Source organism: Rhodococcus sp. MH15 (assembly GCF_019266045.1).
GTDB classification, from domain to species: Bacteria; Actinomycetota; Actinomycetes; order Mycobacteriales; family Mycobacteriaceae; genus Rhodococcus_F; species Rhodococcus_F qingshengii.
The window spans coordinates 34,457-52,475 of record NZ_LPNP01000077.1 but is presented as its reverse complement, the minus strand read 5'-3'; the positions used below and the strand labels follow the sequence as shown (position 1 = coordinate 52,475).

Annotated in this window: 16 protein-coding genes and 1 pseudogene; 12 read left to right on the top strand and 5 right to left on the bottom strand. The window is 61.8% G+C overall.

Annotated elements, in window-relative coordinates; translation table 11 throughout:
* The 3 genes and pseudogenes from ATN37_RS21975 to ATN37_RS21965 form a co-directional block, all read right to left on the bottom strand.
* Positions 1–272, bottom strand: a pseudogene (locus ATN37_RS21975) (acetyl-CoA C-acyltransferase); the annotation flags it as partial.
* On the bottom strand, positions 269–931 hold the full coding sequence (locus tag ATN37_RS21970; protein ID WP_007726396.1) for a 3-oxoacid CoA-transferase subunit B: 663 nt from the start codon (positions 929–931) through the stop codon (positions 269–271). The pseudogene ATN37_RS21975 and the gene ATN37_RS21970, both read right to left, overlap by 4 nt.
* Positions 928–1,695 carry a CoA transferase subunit A gene (locus ATN37_RS21965; RefSeq protein WP_007726398.1) on the bottom strand — a complete coding sequence of 256 codons (768 nt, stop codon included), beginning with the start codon at positions 1,693–1,695 and terminating at the stop codon, positions 928–930. Before ATN37_RS21965 ends, ATN37_RS21970 begins: the two co-directional genes overlap by 4 nt.
* A gap of 167 nt (positions 1,696–1,862) precedes the next feature.
* Between ATN37_RS21965 and ATN37_RS21960 the strand changes: the two genes are divergently transcribed.
* A complete protein-coding gene (locus ATN37_RS21960; protein ID WP_218695617.1) occupies positions 1,863–2,642 on the top strand; it encodes an IclR family transcriptional regulator in 780 nt (259 codons plus the stop codon).
* A gap of 17 nt (positions 2,643–2,659) precedes the next feature.
* Here ATN37_RS21960 and ATN37_RS21955 read toward each other — a convergent pair whose 3' ends face one another.
* Entirely contained in the window at positions 2,660–3,241 is a 582-nt protein-coding gene (locus ATN37_RS21955) for a helix-turn-helix domain-containing protein (RefSeq protein ID WP_374103519.1), read from the bottom strand.
* A gap of 112 nt (positions 3,242–3,353) precedes the next feature.
* On the opposite strand from ATN37_RS21955, the gene ATN37_RS21950 reads away from it, so the two are divergent.
* From ATN37_RS21950 to ATN37_RS21905, 10 genes are all read left to right on the top strand, one after another.
* A complete protein-coding gene (locus tag ATN37_RS21950; RefSeq protein ID WP_218695615.1) occupies positions 3,354–4,757 on the top strand; it encodes an MFS transporter in 1,404 nt (467 codons plus the stop codon).
* A gap of 110 nt (positions 4,758–4,867) precedes the next feature.
* On the top strand, positions 4,868–6,775 hold the full coding sequence (locus ATN37_RS21945; RefSeq protein WP_218695614.1) for an alkyl/aryl-sulfatase: 1,908 nt from the start codon (positions 4,868–4,870) through the stop codon (positions 6,773–6,775).
* 17 nt (positions 6,776–6,792) lie between these two features.
* Positions 6,793–7,773, top strand: coding sequence for a linear amide C-N hydrolase (locus ATN37_RS21940; protein ID WP_081557465.1), 981 nt, complete (start codon positions 6,793–6,795; stop codon positions 7,771–7,773).
* Between the two features lie 104 nt (positions 7,774–7,877).
* Positions 7,878–9,209, top strand: coding sequence for an MFS transporter (locus tag ATN37_RS21935; protein WP_218695613.1), 1,332 nt, complete (start codon positions 7,878–7,880; stop codon positions 9,207–9,209).
* 46 nt (positions 9,210–9,255) lie between these two features.
* Positions 9,256–10,452, top strand: coding sequence for an anhydro-N-acetylmuramic acid kinase (locus ATN37_RS21930; RefSeq protein ID WP_054780860.1), 1,197 nt, complete (start codon positions 9,256–9,258; stop codon positions 10,450–10,452).
* Positions 10,449–11,324, top strand: coding sequence for a MurR/RpiR family transcriptional regulator (locus ATN37_RS21925; protein ID WP_003941452.1), 876 nt, complete (start codon positions 10,449–10,451; stop codon positions 11,322–11,324). The genes ATN37_RS21930 and ATN37_RS21925 overlap by 4 nt, the downstream gene beginning before the upstream one ends.
* Positions 11,325–11,421: 97 nt before the next feature.
* Positions 11,422–12,339, top strand: coding sequence for an N-acetylmuramic acid 6-phosphate etherase (gene murQ / locus ATN37_RS21920; RefSeq protein ID WP_070160321.1), 918 nt, complete (start codon positions 11,422–11,424; stop codon positions 12,337–12,339).
* Complete coding sequence (gene nagB, locus ATN37_RS21915) at positions 12,340–13,119, top strand: glucosamine-6-phosphate deaminase (RefSeq protein ID WP_003941456.1); 780 nt, start codon at positions 12,340–12,342, stop codon at positions 13,117–13,119.
* Positions 13,120–13,179: 60 nt separating this feature from the next.
* A complete protein-coding gene (locus tag ATN37_RS21910; protein WP_218695612.1) occupies positions 13,180–14,595 on the top strand; it encodes an FAD-dependent oxidoreductase in 1,416 nt (471 codons plus the stop codon).
* An 86-nt stretch (positions 14,596–14,681) separates the two neighbouring features.
* Positions 14,682–16,979, top strand: coding sequence for a serine/threonine-protein kinase (locus tag ATN37_RS21905; RefSeq protein ID WP_218695611.1), 2,298 nt, complete (start codon positions 14,682–14,684; stop codon positions 16,977–16,979).
* Positions 16,980–17,006: 27 nt separating this feature from the next.
* Here ATN37_RS21905 and ATN37_RS21900 read toward each other — a convergent pair whose 3' ends face one another.
* Positions 17,007–17,315 (bottom strand): amphi-Trp domain-containing protein, encoded by a 309-nt coding sequence (locus ATN37_RS21900; RefSeq protein WP_037129603.1) that lies wholly within the window; start codon positions 17,313–17,315, stop codon positions 17,007–17,009.
* A 249-nt stretch (positions 17,316–17,564) separates the two neighbouring features.
* Here ATN37_RS21900 and ATN37_RS21895 point away from each other — a divergent pair, with 249 nt between their 5' ends.
* Positions 17,565–18,008, top strand: a complete 444-nt coding sequence (locus tag ATN37_RS21895; protein WP_037129600.1) for a Fur family transcriptional regulator — start codon at positions 17,565–17,567, stop codon at positions 18,006–18,008.
* Positions 18,009–18,019 lie beyond the last annotated feature (11 nt).

Here is an 18,019-nt window from a genome sequence, read left to right as displayed (position 1 = left end):
AGGCACACTTTGTTGATGCTCAGGGCGGGGACGTTCATGGGGATGCCGGCGGCGACGGCGGCTTGGCGGGCGGGCATCTGGCCGGCGCCGGCGGTGAGGACCTGTCCCATGATGACGTAGTCGACCTGTTCGGGTGCGACTGAGGACTTGTCGAGGGCGCCTTTGATGGCGATGCCGCCGAGGTCGGACCCGGAGAGGTCTTTCAACGATCCGAGGAGTCGACCCATCGGGGTACGAGCTCCCGCGACAATCACAGTGGTCGTGTCGGTCATGCCAGTTCAACTTTCAGTTCGGTGCCGGTTGCGGCGACTACGTCTTCGACGCTGACATCGGGGGCGAGTTCACGCAGGACGAGTGGACCTTCTTCGCTCACGTCGATGACGGCGAGGTTGGTGATGATCCGATTCACCACGCCCTGGCCGGTGAGCGGCAGGGTGCAGGCGTCAACGATCTTGGGGTTGCCGTCGCGGTCGTTGTGCTCCATGACGACGATGACGCGTCGGGCTCCGTGGACCAGGTCCATCGCGCCGCCCATGCCCTTGACCATCTTCCCGGGGACCATCCAGTTGGCGAGGTCGCCCGTCTTCGACACCTGCATACCGCCGAGGACTGCGGTGTCGATGTGGCCGCCTCGGATCATCCCGAACGAGAGGGCCGAATCAAAATATGCTGCACCGGGATTGACGGTCACGGTCTCTTTGCCGGCGTTGATGAGGTCAGGATCGACGTTGTCCTCGGTGGGATACGGTCCGGTGCCGAGAATTCCGTTCTCCGAGTGCAGGACCACACGAACGTCCGAGCCCAGGTATCCGGGAATTAGTGTGGGAAGGCCGATTCCGAGGTTGACGTACTCGCCGTCGATCATCTCTGCGGCCGCCCGCGCTGCCATCTGCTGGCGCGTCCAACCCGTCACTGTCACTGGTGCGGTCATCGTGTGGTTCCTTCCGAAGCGCTGACGGTTCGCTTTTCGATTCGCTTGTTCTGAGGTCCGGTGTGGACTACGCGCTGGACGAAGACCCCAGGTAGATGCACTGACGCCGGATCGATTTCACCAGGTTCGACGAGGCGTTCCACCTGCGCGATGGTGATGCGACCGGCCATGGCAGCGAGAGGGTTGAAGTTCATCGCGGTCTTGTCGAACACGAGGTTGCCGTCGGTGTCACCGAGAACGGCGTGCACGAGTGCGTAGTCGGCGTTGATCGCCTCTTCCATCACGTAACGCTTGGTTCCGAAGACGCGAGTCTCCTTCGGAGGCGATGCAATAGCGATCGAGCCGTCGGCGTCGTAGCGCCATGGCATTCCGCCGTCGGAGATGGGGCTACCCACTCCGGCCGGTGTGAAGAATGCGGGGATTCCGGTTCCGCCGGCGCGCAGACGCTCGGCGAGCGTTCCCTGCGGCGTCAGTTCCACTTCGAGTTCGCCGGCCAGGTACTGCCGGGCGAACTCCTTGTTCTCGCCGACGTACGACGCGGTCACTCGTCGGATACGGCCGGCGCTCAGCAAGATTCCGAGACCGTGATCGTCGACACCGCAGTTGTTGGAGAACACCTCGAGGTCGGTTGCACTCGTAGCTGCGATCGCGTCGATCAACACGTCGGGGATGCCGCACAAGCCGAATCCGCCGACGGCCAGCGTTGCGCCGTCGACGATGTCGGCGACCGCCTCCGCTGCGGACTCGTACACCTTTGCTGTCATGTTCTCTCCCTGCCAAGCGTTCATTGAGTAGACACTCACTCACTTCGATATCCAGTGAACTATCTCCAGTTCACAGGTTCAAGGAATCTCGAACATCAACCGAGAACTGATCGACTACTGATCGTCTGAAGGAATTTCGTTCATTGAATGGACGCTAGGATGGCTGCATGCCAACTCACGGGCAATCGCCGGCCATGGTCGCGCGGGTGGCTGCACTTCTGCGAGCCCTCGGCGCGTCCGAACCAACGGGCACTTCCACCACGGAATTGGGCAAGGTCACCGGCCTCGCTCGGCCCACTGCGCACCGACTGCTCACGTCCCTGGCTGCCGAAGGACTGGTCGACCGTGACGCACGAACCGGTCGGTGGTCTCTCGGCCCGGAGTTGTACCTCCTGGGGGCGGCGGCCGGAAATCGGTACGACATCACCGACCGGGCCCGCGACGTCGTCGACGAACTTGCCCGGGTCACGGGGGAGAGCGCCTTCCTGTCGGCACGCCGAGGTGACGAGACCGTCTGCATCCTGAGTCAGGAAGGCAGTTTTCCACTGCGATCTCACGTGCTGCACGAGGGGAAGCGATTCCCGTTGGGGGTCGCGTCGGCGGGGCTTGCCATCTTGAGCCATCTACCGACGCGGGATGTCGACGACTATTTCGCCCGAGTGAATCTGGAATCGGAATGGGGTGAGATCCACAGTGAGGCATCAATCCGTGAGCGAATCGAGTCGACGCGTGTCACCGGGTACGCGGTCAATCCAGCCCTCATCGTCGAGGGAAGCTGGGGGATGGGTGCCGCGGTGTTCGATCGCAACGGTCGCCCGGACTGGGCGCTGAGCCTGACCGGAGTGGAAACACGCTTCCGGCCCGCGCGTCATGCCGAGTTGGGAACGCTACTCCTCGAGTATGCTCATACGTTGTCGAACCGATTGAAAACACATGCAGTGAACTAGCTTTCGATAAACACGCTTTAGGCAGGAGCGTTCTTTACCTTCGTGCGCACGTGTGCCTTCTCGCCTTGCGGGCCGAACAGGTGCAAGATCTCCACCACCTGTTCATCGGCAGGCCCGAACCAATGGGGCTCGGCAGTGTCGAACTCCGCGACTTCCCCGGGGTGCAGGACAACCTCGTTCGCCCCCAGGATGAGACGCAGATCCCCGGCGAGGACGTAGAGCCATTCGTAGCCGGCGTGGGTGACCAGCTTCGGTGGACGCGGACCGATCACCTGCTTGAAGACCTGCACGCGGCCGGGATAGCGCGTCAACGGAACGACGGCACTGCCGTTCTTGCGTCGGGTCGGGGTGAGGTGAACCCGGGGATCGCCCGTAGCGGGAGCGCCGACGAGTTGGTCCAGCGCGACCCGGTGCGCTCGGGCAAGCGGCAACAACAGATCGAGGGTGGGACGACGCTTACCCGATTCGAGGCGTGAGAGTGCGCTGACGGAGACGCCGGTGGCCTCGGACAGCGCCTCGAGAGTCAATCCGCGATCGCGTCGAAGCGTGCGCAGCCTCGGTCCGATATCGGTGATCAACTGCTCGAATTCAGCATCCATGCCGTCCATCTTTGCAGTTTCCGCAAAATTCTTACCGACTTCGGACTCTGGAGAGCAACGATCCTTTCGACAGTCGAGTACGGCAGAGCACTTCGAGAGATGGAGTCCGACCATGAAACCTTCGAGCGGGATCGAACCGCAAGTGATCGGACTTGATGCACGGCGGCGATGGGGCATCCTGGCGATCTGCTGCACGAGCCTGTTCGTCGTCGGGTTGGACACGACCATCGTCAACGTAGCCCTGCCGACGATCGGTGAGGGATTTCGCGTCGGAACCCGTGGTCTGGAATGGGTCGTCAACGCGTACACACTCGTCCTGGCCAGCTTGCTGATCTCGTCCGGAGCGGTGGCCGATCGATTCGGCAGGAGACGAGTCTTTCAGATCGGGCTTGTCGTTTTCGGGGTGGCGTCGATTGCCTGCGCACTCGCTCCGTCCGTGGAGGTGCTGATCGCGGCGCGGATCGTCCAAGGCGTCGGTGGGTCGATGCTCAGTCCGGTTGCCTTGGCGATCGTGGTCAACGTGATGACCGACCCGAAGGAGCGGGCCAAGGCGATCGGGGTGTGGGCCGCGGTCTTCGGCCTGAGTATGGCGGCAGGGCCGATCGTCGGCGGTGTGCTCATCGAAAGTTTCGGCTGGCGATCGGTTTTCTGGATCAACGTGCCGGTGATCTTGGCCGTGCTCGTCTTGACTGCTGTGTTTGTACCGGAGTCCCGAGCGCAGCAGTCGCGACGTCTCGACCTTCCCGGTCAGTTGCTACTGGTGATTCTTGTCGGCGGGGCGGTCGCCCTTCTGATCGAGGGTCCGCGAATCGGATGGTTCTCTGCCGCGGCGACGGCAGGGTATGTCGTTGTTGCTGCAGCGTTGGCCGCATTCATCCGCGTCGAATCACGCAAGCGCGAGCCACTGATGGATCTGGCACTCTTTCGCCGCAGAACGTTCTCGTCGGCTGTGGTCGGCGCTGTCGTGGTGTTCGTGGCGTTGAACGCGACGCTACTGCTCGGCACGTTCTACTTGCAGCACTCCCGCGGAATGAGTCCGGCACTGGCCGGCGCGATCACCCTTCCGATGGCTGTTGCGGCAACGGTCTGCGCGCCGTTGTCCGGAATACTCGTCGGACGCTTCGGCCCGCGGCGGCCGCTACTCATTGCTGGTAGCTTCACGACACTCGGCGGGCTGTGCCTGGTCTCGCTCGACAACAACACGGCGATTCCGATGCTCTTGGCCGCTTACCTGTTCCTCGGTATCGGATTCGGATTCTCGAATGCCCCGATCACCAACACCGCCGTCAACGGGTTGCCGAGATCGCAGGCGGGGCTTGCTGGTGGAATAACCTCCAGTGCACGCCAATTCGGTGCTGCTCTCGGTGTTGCGCTGGCCGGTGGCATCATCGGCGGCAGTGCATCGGTGGATGTCGCGCAGGCATCGAGGTCGGGATGGATCCTGGTTGCCGGATGTGGGATCGCGGTCCTGGTGATTGCACTCGCATCTCGGAATTCCGAGGAACTCCCCGGCTGATCACCTCGCGTGTTCGTGGGAGCTTCACCCTGCGCGGGTGATTCCAAGCGCGTGCCCAACCGATACAGATGATGGGGTATCAGATCGTCGTATCCGAGCGGGGGAGTGCCATGTGCCAGACACCTAAGGACGCAACACCGGCCACAGTCACGGCGAATCGCGAGGCAGTCGCACGGTATGCCATGGACGACCGGCAGGATTTTGCCGACGCGGATCGAGGATTGATCGCTCCGTTGCCGGGCAAGGTTGTCGCCGATGACGGGCATACGGTCTTCGATCCCGATGCGATGGCATACCTCGGTGACGATGTTGCCGCGCCGGAGACAGTCAATCCGAGCCTGTGGCGTCAAGGACAACTGATGCGCCGAGGTGGTCTGTATCAGGTGACGGATCGCCTTTACCAGGTACGGAACAACGACCTGGCAAATTTGACGGTTGTCGAAGGTGGCGAGGGACTGATCGTCATCGACTGTATGGCGGGGGTCGAATCGGCGCGCCAGGGTATGAAGATGATTCGTGAGCACGTCAGCGATAAGCCAGTTTCGGCGATCATCTACACGCACACCCACATCGACCACTACGGCGGAGTCAAAGGGATCGTCGATCTGGACGACGTGACGTCCGGGCGAGTTCCGATCATCGCACCGGGCACGATCGCGTCGTTCGACAAGTTCGCGATCGGGGAAAACGTCGTCGCCGGAAATGCCATGGCGAGACGGTCCTTCTACGCCTTCGGTGGATTGCTCGATCTCGATGCCAAAGGGATGGTTACCTGCGGCATCGGCACGATCAGCACGAAAGGTCCACTTGTCTCGTATATTTCCCCCACTGACAGCATCACGGAGACCGGAACGAAGCGTGAGATAGCCGGTCTGGAATTCGAGTTCCTCTACGCGCCGGATACCGAGGCCCCGGAGGAAATGCACATCTGGATCCCCGAACTCGCCGCGCTGACCTGTGCGGAGAACGCCAATCATTCGCTCCACAACATCCAGACCTTAAGAGGTGCGCGCACTCGCGACGCTCGGAACTTCGCGCGGTATCTGGACGAGACTCTCGAACGGTGGGGAGACGACGCGACTGTTCACTACGGACCGCACACGTGGCCGGTGTGGGGTAACGAGAACCTGGTGCCGTTCATCGAATCGCAAAGGGACACTTACAAGTACATTCACGACCAGGCACTCCGTCTCGCGAACAAGGGGTACACGCCGCTCGAAGCTGCCGAGGTGATCGAACTACCGGACGAACTCGGGCGCAAGTGGTACAACCGCGGATATCACGGCACTCTGCACCACGACGTTCGCGCCGTGTACACCAAGGAACTGGGAATGTGGGACGGCGATCCGGTGTCGCTTCATCCTCATCCGCCGGTCGAATCGGCGAAGAGGTTCGTCGATCTCCTTGGCGCGCAGAAGATCCTGGACGAGGGTAAGCGGGCATTCGACGCCGCGGACTACCGATGGGCGGCAGAGATCCTGCACAAGTTGGTGTTCGCGCAACCGGAGAACGCCGAAGCGAGGAACCTGCAAGCCGACGTCTACGAGCAGATGGGCTATCAAGCCGAAGGGCCGCAGTGGCGTGGGATCTATCTCTCGGCCGCATTGGAACTACGCGAGGGCGCCCAGCCTGCCCCGTACGTCACGGCAAGTCAGGACAGTGTCCTCGCGATGCCCATCGACATCCTCTTCGACTTCGTTGCAATACATCTCATCGGCGACAAGGCCACCGACGCGGAACTGCGGATCGATTTCGTGTTCACCGATCGCGGCGACGAGGCATGGACTGCGTGGGTCAAGCGCGGTGTCCTCAATGCACGTAAGGGTGCGTCACCGAACACACAACTGACGGTCTCGGGCCCGAAAGCGGCACTCGTGGGAGCGCTTCTGCAACCGGGCGCGGCCGCCGAACTGGCCAAGGCCGGGAAGATTTCGCTCGACGGAGACGAATCAGCGCTCGAGACGCTGGGAGGGTTGCTCGATACCTTCGATCCCAGTTTCAATATCGTCACGCCGTAACGAAGGGATAGTTTTCGATGTGTACACGCTTGGTCTACTTGGGGCCCAACGACACTGTGATCACTGCTCGATCGATGGATTGGAAGGTCGACCTCGGAACAAACCTCTGGGCTTTCCCGCGCGGCATGACCAGAGGGGGCTGCGCAGGTCCGAACTCGATACAGTGGACGTCGAAATACGGAAGTGTTGTCGCGACGGCCTACGACATGTGCACGACCGACGGGGTCAACGAGGCTGGACTGTCTGCCAATCTCTTGTGGTTGGTCGAGTCCGAGTACCCGACGTATGACGGTTCGACCCCGGGATTGTCGATCGCGGCGTGGGCGCAATACGTCCTGGATCGCTTTGCGACAGTTCAGGAAGCGGTCGAAGTACTCGCGTCGGAACCGTTCACGGTAGTGACCGCTGCCGTTCCCGGCGAAGACCGCCTCGCAACGCTGCACATGTCGCTCTCGGACGCCGGGGGAGACAGCGCGATCATCGAGTACGTCGGTGGACGCCCGACGATTCATCACAGCCGTGAGTACCAGGTGATGACCAATTCGCCGATCTTCGATCAGCAACTCGCCGTCAACGAGTACTGGAAGCAGATCAACGGGACCGTCATGCTGCCCGGAACAAACCGTGCCGCTGACAGATTCGCTCGGGCGTCGTTCTATGTCGATGCGATACCGCAGACGGACGATCCGCGGGCGGCGTTGGCATCCACCTTCAGTGTTATTCGGAATGTGTCGGTGCCCCTCGGTATTTCGACTCCCGATGAGCCCAACATTTCATCGACCCGTTGGCGCACCGTCGTCGATCACAAACGCACGCTCTATTTCTTCGAGTCGGCGATGACGCCCAATACCTTCTGGGTGGACGTGGCGTCGATGGATCTCGCGGAAGGGACACCCGTCCGAAAGCTCGGACTCGGACCGAACGAGAGCACCGTCTATTCCGGTGACTCCACTGACCAGTTCGAACGGGCGGAGGCATTCACGTTCGCGGGAGCATAAGGCTTCGGGGCGTAGTAAAAATCCAATCGTGAAACTTCTTGACATTTCTACTCCGTTCAGATGAAACTTTGTTGCATATTCGGGTTTCGTCAACGGAGGACGGCATGGGCATCACAGTGCAGACACGGAACGATGGTGCGCAGCTCAAACGGCGCAGGGCGCTCGTCGCCGGCTCCGTCGGAAATTTCATCGAGTGGTACGAGTTCGGTGTGTACGGGTTCTTCGCGACGATCATCGCGTCGAACTTCTTCAGCGCCGACGGCTCCGGCGACCTCGAAAGCCTGATCAAGACCTACGCGTCGTTTGCGTTGGCGTTTTTCTTCCGCCCAGTGGGGGCCGCGCTGTTCGGTCGACTCGGTGACCGCATCGGCCGACGTCCCACCCTGGTGATCGTTCTTCTGCTGATGTCGGCTGCGACGACCCTGATCGGTGTGCTCCCCACCTACGAGAGCGTCGGAATTCTGGCACCGCTTCTCTTGACGGTCCTTCGAATTCTGCAGGGATTGTCGGCCGGTGGTGAGTTCGGCGGTGCGGTGTCGGTGATGACCGAGTTCGCTCCGCCCGGACGACGTGGGCTGTACGGCTCGTGGCAGTCGTTCACCGTCGCACTCGGACTGCTCGCCGGTGCGGGTATCGCAGCACTCCTCGCCACTGTCCTCGACCCGTCACAGCTCGGTGACTGGGGCTGGCGTATCCCGTTCCTCCTTGCACTGCCGCTGGGGCTGGTTGCCCTGTGGCTCAGGCTCCGGCTCGAAGAAACGCCGTCGTTCGAGCGTGCTCGATCAGTCCAGTCCGAACCGACAGCTGATGCGCCGGCGCCGGTAGTGCAGCCGACTGTCGGAGAGACGGCCAGGGCGATTCTGCTCGGAATCGGGCGGTTGATGGGGTGGTCTGCTGCCGGTTACACGTTCCTCGTCGTGATGCCGACTTATCTTCAGAGTTCGCTCAACGCGACTTTCCATCAGGCACTTGTTGCTTCCGTGCTTGCCAATGCGGGCTTCGCGGTGACCATTCCGATCGCGGGTGGACTCAGCGATCGCATCGGACGACGCGCGGTCATGCTCACCGGCACCGTGATAATTCTGGTCTTGGCTCTGCCGCTGCTCAACGTCCTGCAGAACGAGCAGACGTCTTTGACAGCCAAGGGATTTGCAGTGTTTGCCGCCGGCGCCGCAGTGGGACTTGTTGCCGGACCCGGACCCGCCATGCTCTCCGAGATGTTCCCCACCTCGGTTCGGTACACCGGATTGGGACTCGCATACTCCCTGTCCAACGCGGTCTTTTCGGGCTGCGCCGGTTTGATCATCACGTGGCTGATCAAGGAAACTTCCAATCTCGATATTCCGGCCTACTTCGTGATGGCAACGTGCGCCGTCAGCGCGATCGCCTTGAGTACCTTGCGAGGAAATGCCCACAAGCGGGCACTCGTCGACTGACCGCAGTTCTTCCGAATGCCGAAACGATGCGAGTAAGGGATATTTCATGAGAGTCATCGGTCTGATGTCCGGTACTTCGTACGACGCTATCGATGCTGCCGCAGCAGACATCCGGATCGACGGGGACACTCTTGTGCTCACCCCACTGGGCATGGTCAGCGAACCGTATTCCGGTGAGTTGCGGGCTGCGGTGGCGGCTGCGGTACCGCCGGCGTCCACCACTGTCGGTCAGATCTGCCAACTCGACACCGAGATCGGACAGGCATTTGCGGCCGTGGCTGCGCGGGCGAACGAGGAACTGTGCGGTGGCAGTGCGGAATTGATCTCCTCACATGGTCAGACGATGTTCCACTGGGTCGAAGGAGCGCAAGTAAAGGGCACTCTTCAGCTCGGGCAGCCGGCCTGGATAGCCGAGAAGACCGGATGCACGGTCGTGTCGGACCTGCGCTCTCGCGACGTGGCGACGGGTGGTCAGGGTGCACCACTGGTCAGTGCGTTCGACGTATTGTGGCTCAACGGAAGAACTTCGGGTTCCGTCGCGCTCAATCTCGGTGGCATCGCGAACGTCACTGCTCCGGGAGGCGCTCCGACATCGACGGCAGATGGTGCCGCAGTACCGATTGCCTTCGACACCGGCCCCGCAAATGCGTTGATCGACGCTGCGGTAGGCGAATTCACTGCCGGGGAGCAGTGGTTCGATCTCGGAGGTGCTCTGGGCGCAGCCGGCACACCGAACGTCGATCTGCTCGCACAACTACTGAGCGAACCGTATTACGCGCAGCCCGCTCCCAAGAGCACAGGCAAGGAATTGTTCCATCGGGACTACCTACTCGCCGCACTGCGGGGCTACGAATCCTTGTCTCTGGCCGACATCGTCGCGACACTGACTGCACTGACCGCCCGGACCGTCGCCGATTCCGTCAAAGCGCTGGCGGCTACCGAAGTGGTGGTGTCAGGCGGTGGCACCAAGAACCCGACGTTGATGGCGATGCTCCGTGACGAACTGGGCGACATCGCGCTTGTCTCTTCGGACGAGCTCGGCGTCACCTCCGATATCAAGGAAGCATTGGCTTTCGCGGTTCTCGGCTATCTCACCGCACACGGATTGCCCGGCAGCATCGCTTCGTGCACCGGTGCGCGTCACGCCAGTGTGCTCGGATCTCTGACGCCAGGAAGCCGTGGGCTGCCTAGAATCACATCGGTGCCGTCAGCTCCGAAAACGATGCGAATCGAGGCGTTATGACTTTGGACCGGAGTGCTCCGGCGTCCGTCGACCTGCTTGCTCGTATTCGTGCATCACTGAGCAGCCTCTCGCCTGCCGAGCTGCGGATCGCCGAAATCATCGAAGCCGACCCCAGTCTGGCCTCCACCCTGACGGTCAACGACCTCGCCGAACGAGCGTCGACAAGCACGGCGACAGTGGTCCGCACAGCCAAACGACTCGGTTTCGAGGGTTATCCACAGCTTCGTCTCGCGCTGGCGGCGATCAGCGGGTCCGGTACAGAGAACACGATTCCGCTCGGTGTGGACATCGTTGCTGCCGACTCGGCCGGTGAGGTGATGGCCAAGCTCGCCGAGTTCGAATCCGAACAACTCAAGGGCACGGCGCAATTGACAGATCCTGCTGCGCTCGAAGAAGTTGTGTCCCGGATTCGATCCGCCCGCCGCGTCGAGGTCTACGGCATCGGCGCCTCTGGCATCGTCGCGCAAGACCTCACGTTGAAGCTCTCTCGCATCGACGTCAACTGCCGGGTTCATCTCGACCGAGACGCGGCCATGGTCAGCGCCAGCTTGCTCGGACCGGACGACATCGCAGTGGGGATCTCACATTCGGGTGAGACTTCGGATGTCGTGGAACCACTTGCCCTTGCGCGTCGAACCGGGGCGTCGACGGCTGCGATCACCGGAGGGGCACGATCGACGCTCGCCGTGCAGTCACATCACGTTCTGCTCACTGCCGGTAGAGAATTCGGTTTCCGATCGGCTGCGATGGCAAGCCGCACCGGTCAGCTGTTGGTAGTCGACACAATTTTTGCGATGGTGGCGCACTCGCTGCCCAGCGCACTCTCTGCTCTGCAACGAAGCCATGATGCCATTGCTTCGAAGCGGCACTGACGAGGAGTCGTCGCTGTGAGTACTGACGAGGAGTCGTCGCTGTGAATACTGACGAGGAGTCGTCGTAATGAATATCGATCGAGGAGGACTCGCCACAATGCAATTGGAAATGCTCTCCACCGAGAGACCCAACCCTCTGACCCGCGATCTCGATGTCATGTCGGTGTCGGGTCTGCTGACGGTGATGAATCAACAGGACGCAATCGTGGCCGACGCGGTGGCAGCGGTACTACCCGCCATCGAAGCCGCAGTCGACTTGATCGTCGCGGCCCGAGCACAAGGTGGTCGACTGATCTACCTGGGAGCGGGGACAAGTGGGCGTCTGGGAGTTCTCGACGCAGTGGAATGCCCTCCGACGTTCGGGACCGATCCGGGCGAGGTGATCGGCATCATCGCCGGTGGCCCTGGAGCGTTTCTGAACGCCGTCGAGGGGGCAGAGGACGATCCGCGAGCGGCTGGGGTCGATCTCGACGCAATCTCGTTGAACGCCAACGACGTCGTGGTGGGTCTGGCTGCCAGCGGTCGTACCCCCTACGTCATCGGGGGACTCGATCACGCCCGCGAACTCGGCGCTGCAACAGTGGCAGTCTCGTGCAACCGGAACGCGGCAATGAGTTCTCACGCCGGCGTGGCCATCGAAGTGGAGACCGGCCCCGAAATCCTCACCGGATCGACGAGGCTCAAGGCCGGAACTGCGCAGAAGATGGTGTGCAACATGCTCTCCACGGCGAGTATGGTTCGCTCCGGGAAGGCATTCCACAATCTGATGGTCGATCTTCGGCCGACCAATGCCAAGCTTGTCGATCGTGCGAACCGGATCGTCGCGGCAGCCACCGGAGTCGATACCGAGATCGCTGCGGAGACCATCGACAATGCCGATGGTCATGTGAAGGCAGCGGTCGTCATGTTGTTGGCCGAATGCGACTTCGCCGAAGCAACCGAACTGTTGGACCGCGCTTCGGGTTCGGTACGTGAGGCCATCGTCGGAGCCGGCAAGAGCAGTGAGGAAGTCTGAATGGAAATCGTCATAGTTCCCAGTCCGGAGGACGGCGGGCGAATCGCTGCCGATATCGTTTGCGGCGCAATCGAAAACGGAGCGCGGACGCTCGGCCTCGCGACCGGATCGTCACCGCTGCACACGTATCGAGAGCTGATCAAGAGGCATCGAGAATCGGGAGTGTCGTTCGCGGCGATGAGCGCGTATCTTCTCGACGAGTATGTAGGTCTCACGTCCGATCAGCCGCAGTCCTACGCGCACACCATCCGCACGGAACTCGTGGATCACCTCGACATCGACAATGCGCGAGTGTTCAGCCCCGACGGCGGGGCCGCGGATCCCAGTGACGCTGCCCGGCGTTACGACGCTGCCATCGCCGAAAACGGTCCCATCGACGTGCAGATCCTCGGCATCGGCCTGAACGGACACATCGGTTTCAACGAGCCCTCCTCCTCGCTTGCATCGCGCACCCGAGTGAAGACCTTGACCGAGAGGACCCGCGCCGACAATGCACGGTTCTTCGCAGACCCAGCCGACGTACCGCATCATGTGATCACGCAAGGGCTCGGAACCATCAGTGATGCACGGCATCTCGTCCTGATCGCGGACGGCGCCCGCAAAGCGCCCGCCGTCCGGGCCGCGGTCGAAGGTCCGGTCTCGGCATTCTGCCCGGCGTCGGTGCTGCAGCTGCATCCACACGTGACCGTCATAGTCGACGAGGCAGCTGCCGGCGAACTCCAACTAGCGGACTTCTACCGCTACACAACCGAGCACAAGCCTGCAGAGCAAGGTTACTGAAAAGCGGGCTGCTGAAAGCGGACTTGATCTCCAGCGCAGTTGAGGTCCTAGCCTCGGGGGATGATCAACGCCAGAGGTCCAGCGGTATCCCCGCCTGCGGCGCCCCGATTCTTCTCACCACCGCTCAGTGTCGCGATCGTCGGAGCGGGGCCGGCGGGAATCCACGCCGCCGGCGCTCTCGCCGAACTCGCGCCCGGCACCAAGACAGACGTGTTCGAGCGTCTACCGACGCCGTACGGACTGGTGCGCTACGGTCTCGCACCAGGGCACCCCGAGTCCGAAAAGTTCGCCCATTCTCTGCACACCACGCTGGTCGCCAGTGAGTTCCGGCTGTTCTGCAACGTGGAGATCGGAAAGGACCTTTCCGTCGATGACCTACGTTCGTCCTACGATGCCGTGATCATTGCAACCGGTGCGCCGCGGGATGCACCTCTCGACATTCCCGGCGTCGAGCTTCCAGGTTCTTTCGGTGGCGCCGAGTTTGTCGGTTGGTACAACGATCACCCGGACAGCTCGCCGCAGTGGCCGCTGAACGCGGAATCGGTCGCAGTGATCGGAGGTGGCAACGTCGCACTCGACGTCACCCGTATGCTCCTCGCCGAGGCGCAATCGCTGCAGGCCACGGACGTCTCCGACCAAGTTCGGGAAGGGATCGCCGGCAGTCGAGTTCGCGAAGTACACATCTTTGTCCGGCGCGGACCCGCCGACGCTCGCTTCTCCCCGAACGAGTTGCGCGCTCTCGGTGAACTACCCGGCGTAGATTTTGTCGTCGATTCTGTCGATGTCGTACCGGACCGGCATGTCGAGCGGATGACCAAACAGTTGGCGCACACCCGACTGACAGTCGAGACACTCCGTGGTTTCGCGGACGCTGCTTCTGCCGATCGGACTTCCCGGCGCCGAGTTCACCTGCACTTCTACCGACAGCCGGCGCAGATTCTCGGCAGCGGGAAAGTCGAAGCACTCCGCGTCGAGCGGACAGACCCGGACGGATATGGTCACGTCACCGCTTCGGGTATCTGTACCGACTATCCGGTTCAAGCTGTGTACCGGGCAATCGGATTTCTCGGGACGCCACTTGCCGGGGTGCCTTTCGATCACGGACGCGGCAATGTTGCGCACCAGGGCGGCGCAGCGGTCGACGAGAGCGGCTCGCCGATCGCAGGTTTGTTCGTGACGGGCTGGATGAAGCGAGGTGCCGCCGGGCTGATCGGCGCGGCTCGGCCTGATGCACGCCAAACCGTCGAAACCTTGCTGCGACAGTTGGATTCGGCATACGAGCGTCGAGCCGGCCACGGCCGGATCGCGGAGGTCCTCAGGGCCGGCAGAGTGGTGCCCGTCGATTGGGACGGATGGCTTCGCATCGATGCCGCCGAACGTGCCCTCGGTGTGAAGCATGGGCGTGATCGGATCAAAATCAAAGAGCGCGACGAACTCGTTCGCATCGGCACGGAGTCGGCAGTTCACGCCGAATAGATTCGCTGGGGTCTGGAGTACCACCGGGGTTACGCTGAAGTGAGTCACTCCGATTCATTGTGATCGAGGTGCGGAACAGAAGTGTCATGAATGAACGTGGTGCGCAGGCCAGTGACGCGACAATCGCGAGCGGGCCCCTGACCGAACGGGGCACCGTCACCGAGTTGCGCCCCTCAACGCTGCCGGTGGTGCGTGACGGCCAGAACGGTGCAGACGGCCTCGGCCGCCTTGTGGCGGATTGGGAGGAGGGACGAACCCCGTCCGACCTGAGCGACTATCTGCCTGATCCAGCCAAGATTCGTCGGGCGGCGCTGATCGAACTGGTCGGAATCGACATGGAGTACCGCTGGCTGAAAAATGATTGCCCGAAACGGCTCACGGATTACTGTGCCGAGTATCCCGAATTACTCGAAGAACCATTACCGGCCGAGCTCCTGTACGAGGAGTTCCGGCTGCGGAAGCAGGGTGGGGAGGACGTCGCAGCAGCCGAGTACCTCAGCGAGTTCCCTTTGCAGGCAGAGAGTTTCGAGCAGATGTTCGACCGTGATTCGATGGCCGGTCGCGAAGACGTGATGATGTTGGGACTGTCGGGTTTCGACGAGTTCGAAATCGGGCAGCACCTGGACGATTTCGAACTGGTGTTGGAACTCGGGCACGGCGCATTCGCCCGAGTGTTCCTCGCTCGGCAACTCTCGATGCAGCGGTGGGTTGCGTTGAAAATCTCGCGCAACATTGGAGTCGAGCCACAGACTCTCGCCCAGCTCGACCATCCCAACATCGTCCGGGTCTTCGATCAACGGCTGCTCGAGGAACGCGCACTGCGAGTCCTGTTCATGGAATACGTGCCGGGTGGGACCCTGCTCGACGTGGTCAAACTTGTCCGCGTGACACCGCAGGCCCAGCGGTCCGGACAACTACTTCTCGACGCCATCGACAAGACCCTGGCGAAGAAGGGAGAGATGAAGCCCAGCGAGACGAGCCTGCGGAGCGAGATCGCTGCGATGTCGTGGCCGGAGACCGTGGCCTGGATGGGGATGCGACTGGCCGATGCCCTCGAGTATGCGCGTGAGCACGGCGTATTACATCGGGACATCAAGCCGGCGAATGTCCTGCTCAGCGTCGAAGGCATCCCCAAGCTCGCCGACTTCAACGTCAGCTCGAGCGAGGAGGTCTCGACCGAGGACGCTGCATGTTTTGTCGGAGGCTCGCTTGCCTACATGTCTCCGGAGCAATTGGAGGCCTGTGCGGTGGGGGCGCCTGGCACACTCGACACCCGTAGCGACATCTATGCACTGGGCGTGATGTTGTGGGAACTCCTCACCGGGAGTAGGCCTTTCACGGACGACGGTACGGGGGAGAGCCCACCGTCGCCCAAGAAGGCGCTCGAGGCCCGCCGGCGCGGGGTGGATCCCGCAGCCGAGGCACGGCTACCGGACGACTGTCCGCCGGCGCTGCGCCGAGTTCTGGTCAAGTCTCTCTCGCCGGAGAGAGACGGAAGGTGGTCTGGCGGCCGAAAGTTGGCTCGTCAGTTCGCACTGTGTCTGGACCGGTCTGCTCGCAATCTGGTGGACCCACCGGAAGGGAGTCCACGTTCGACGTTGTGGAAGTGGGCGCTGCCGATAGTGCTTGCCGCGATCGGAATTCCGAATCTTCTTGCGGCGGGCTACAACTACTACTACAACAAGATGCTGATCATCTCGGGTCTCTCGCCGCAGGCTCAGCAGCATCTCGAGCAGGTTCATCTGGTCATCGGGGTGGCTGCGTTCTCTCTCGGTGCCGCAGCGATCCTGTATTGGTGTCGGCTTGCACTCACCGTGCCTCACGGACTGCGCAACGGTCAGACGTACAGCGCGGAGGTCTTGAACAAAGCGCGTACCGCGACGCTGAATGTCGGACATCGCGCGGTGGTGATCGCATTCGGTCTGTGGGTTCTGGCCGGTATCGCATATCCGGTCGCATTGCAGATTGCCGCCGGCGGAATTCCGCAGCGAGCCTACGTGCACCTGATGTCGTCGCTGGCGGTGTGCGGCGCCGTCGCAGTCGCGTATCCGTTCTTCATCCTGACGTACTACTCGGTTCGATGTCTGTATCCGATCTTGTTGTCACACGGCGAGTTACGAAGCGATGACGGACGCGATATTCGCTCGTTGGGTCGGAGCAGCACGCGTTACCTCGCAGTCGCGGCGTCGGTTCCACTGGTGGGAATCGCGGGGCTCAGTTTTGTCGGTTCGGGTGCCGGTGAGGAACTCAACGCAACAGTCCGTGCGCTGTGTTTGGGCGGGATCGCCGGATTCATCGTTGTGTATCAACTGTTTCGACGGATCGAAAGTGACCTCCGAGCACTGCTGCGCGTCGTGTCTCTCGAGGTGTCGGCGTCTCCGTAAGTGCCGAACAACCGTATTCGAGTCGGCCTATGTGGAAGTGCTCTTGCGTGGTCGGCTGCGACGAACTGCTTTGGTGCGAGGCGGAGACTTCTCTTCCGATTCTTCCTGAGGGTCGTCGCGCCAGTGAATCTCGATTTCTATCTCGACTTCGTTGCCGTCGACTTCGATCTCGAGTTCCCACCGAACCTGTTCCGGAACACTGATTTCGATCGAGTCCCCACCCGACCCCAGCTCCACTTCCGATCCACTGGCGAGGGCTTGGCCGAGGGCGATGAGTCGGTCGGCGACTTCCTGCCGTGAGAGTTCTGACTTCCTCTTGATCTCCAGTTTGGGCACGAGCACTCCTGACCTCGGCGGATTCTCCCTTTCACGGTAGTTGGACGAAGGGGAGATTGTCGGAGTTTGTGGAACCACACAGCGGGACGCGTCGACGCGCAACAAACCTGAAGGCGCTGTTGGGGGCGTGAGAAACAGCGAGGAATCCGGCTCACTTCCAGCACGGACGAATCGGTCGGGAGGGCCCTGTCCGCGATGATTTTCGCGAAAGTCTGGGTTCAGTCCAGAAGATTGCGCAATAGTGGAAAGGTGCCTTCGACGCCGGATTATGCAGCCCAACTGCGTAACGCTGAGCTTCGCGTGACTCGTCCCAGAGTCACGGTGCTCGAGGTTGTGCATGCACGCCCACACGCAGCCACCGAGACTGTCTTCGATGCTGTGCGGGCTGTTCTGCCGGGGGTGTCGCGGCAGGCGGTCTACGACGTGTTGCACGCTCTCACCGACGCCGGGCTGATCAGGCGGATCCAACCGTCCGGATCGGTGGCGCTGTACGAGTCACGCGTCGGCGACAACCATCATCACGTCGTCTGCCGGTCCTGTGGGGTCGTTGCAGATGTCGACTGCGCAGTCGGAGAGGCACCGTGTTTGACGCCGTCGGCGCACAACGGTTTCGTTCTCGACGAAGCCGAGGTCATTTACTGGGGCCTGTGTCCCGACTGCTCGACAACTCAGAGTTTGCGATCACAAACGTGATCGAAGTCCGT

What these genes read in the sequence shown, in the direction of transcription:
- ATN37_RS21905 (WP_218695611.1), top strand. Translation starts at nt 14,682, where the DNA reads ATGAATGAACGTGGTGCGCAGGCCAGTGACGCGACAATCGCGAGCGGG.
- ATN37_RS21945 (WP_218695614.1), top strand. Translation starts at nt 4,868, where the DNA reads ATGTGCCAGACACCTAAGGACGCAACACCGGCCACAGTCACGGCGAAT.
- ATN37_RS21910 (WP_218695612.1), top strand. Translation starts at nt 13,180, where the DNA reads ATGATCAACGCCAGAGGTCCAGCGGTATCCCCGCCTGCGGCGCCCCGA.
- ATN37_RS21960 (WP_218695617.1), top strand. Translation starts at nt 1,863, where the DNA reads ATGCCAACTCACGGGCAATCGCCGGCCATGGTCGCGCGGGTGGCTGCA.
- nagB (WP_003941456.1), top strand. Translation starts at nt 12,340, where the DNA reads ATGGAAATCGTCATAGTTCCCAGTCCGGAGGACGGCGGGCGAATCGCT.
- ATN37_RS21940 (WP_081557465.1), top strand. Translation starts at nt 6,793, where the DNA reads ATGTGTACACGCTTGGTCTACTTGGGGCCCAACGACACTGTGATCACT.
- ATN37_RS21970 (WP_007726396.1), bottom strand. Translation starts at nt 931, where the DNA reads ATGACCGCACCAGTGACAGTGACGGGTTGGACGCGCCAGCAGATGGCA.
- ATN37_RS21925 (WP_003941452.1), top strand. Translation starts at nt 10,449, where the DNA reads ATGACTTTGGACCGGAGTGCTCCGGCGTCCGTCGACCTGCTTGCTCGT.
- ATN37_RS21950 (WP_218695615.1), top strand. Translation starts at nt 3,354, where the DNA reads ATGAAACCTTCGAGCGGGATCGAACCGCAAGTGATCGGACTTGATGCA.
- murQ (WP_070160321.1), top strand. Translation starts at nt 11,422, where the DNA reads ATGCAATTGGAAATGCTCTCCACCGAGAGACCCAACCCTCTGACCCGC.
- ATN37_RS21955 (WP_374103519.1), bottom strand. Translation starts at nt 3,241, where the DNA reads ATGGATGCTGAATTCGAGCAGTTGATCACCGATATCGGACCGAGGCTG.
- ATN37_RS21965 (WP_007726398.1), bottom strand. Translation starts at nt 1,695, where the DNA reads ATGACAGCAAAGGTGTACGAGTCCGCAGCGGAGGCGGTCGCCGACATC.
- ATN37_RS21930 (WP_054780860.1), top strand. Translation starts at nt 9,256, where the DNA reads ATGAGAGTCATCGGTCTGATGTCCGGTACTTCGTACGACGCTATCGAT.
- ATN37_RS21935 (WP_218695613.1), top strand. Translation starts at nt 7,878, where the DNA reads ATGGGCATCACAGTGCAGACACGGAACGATGGTGCGCAGCTCAAACGG.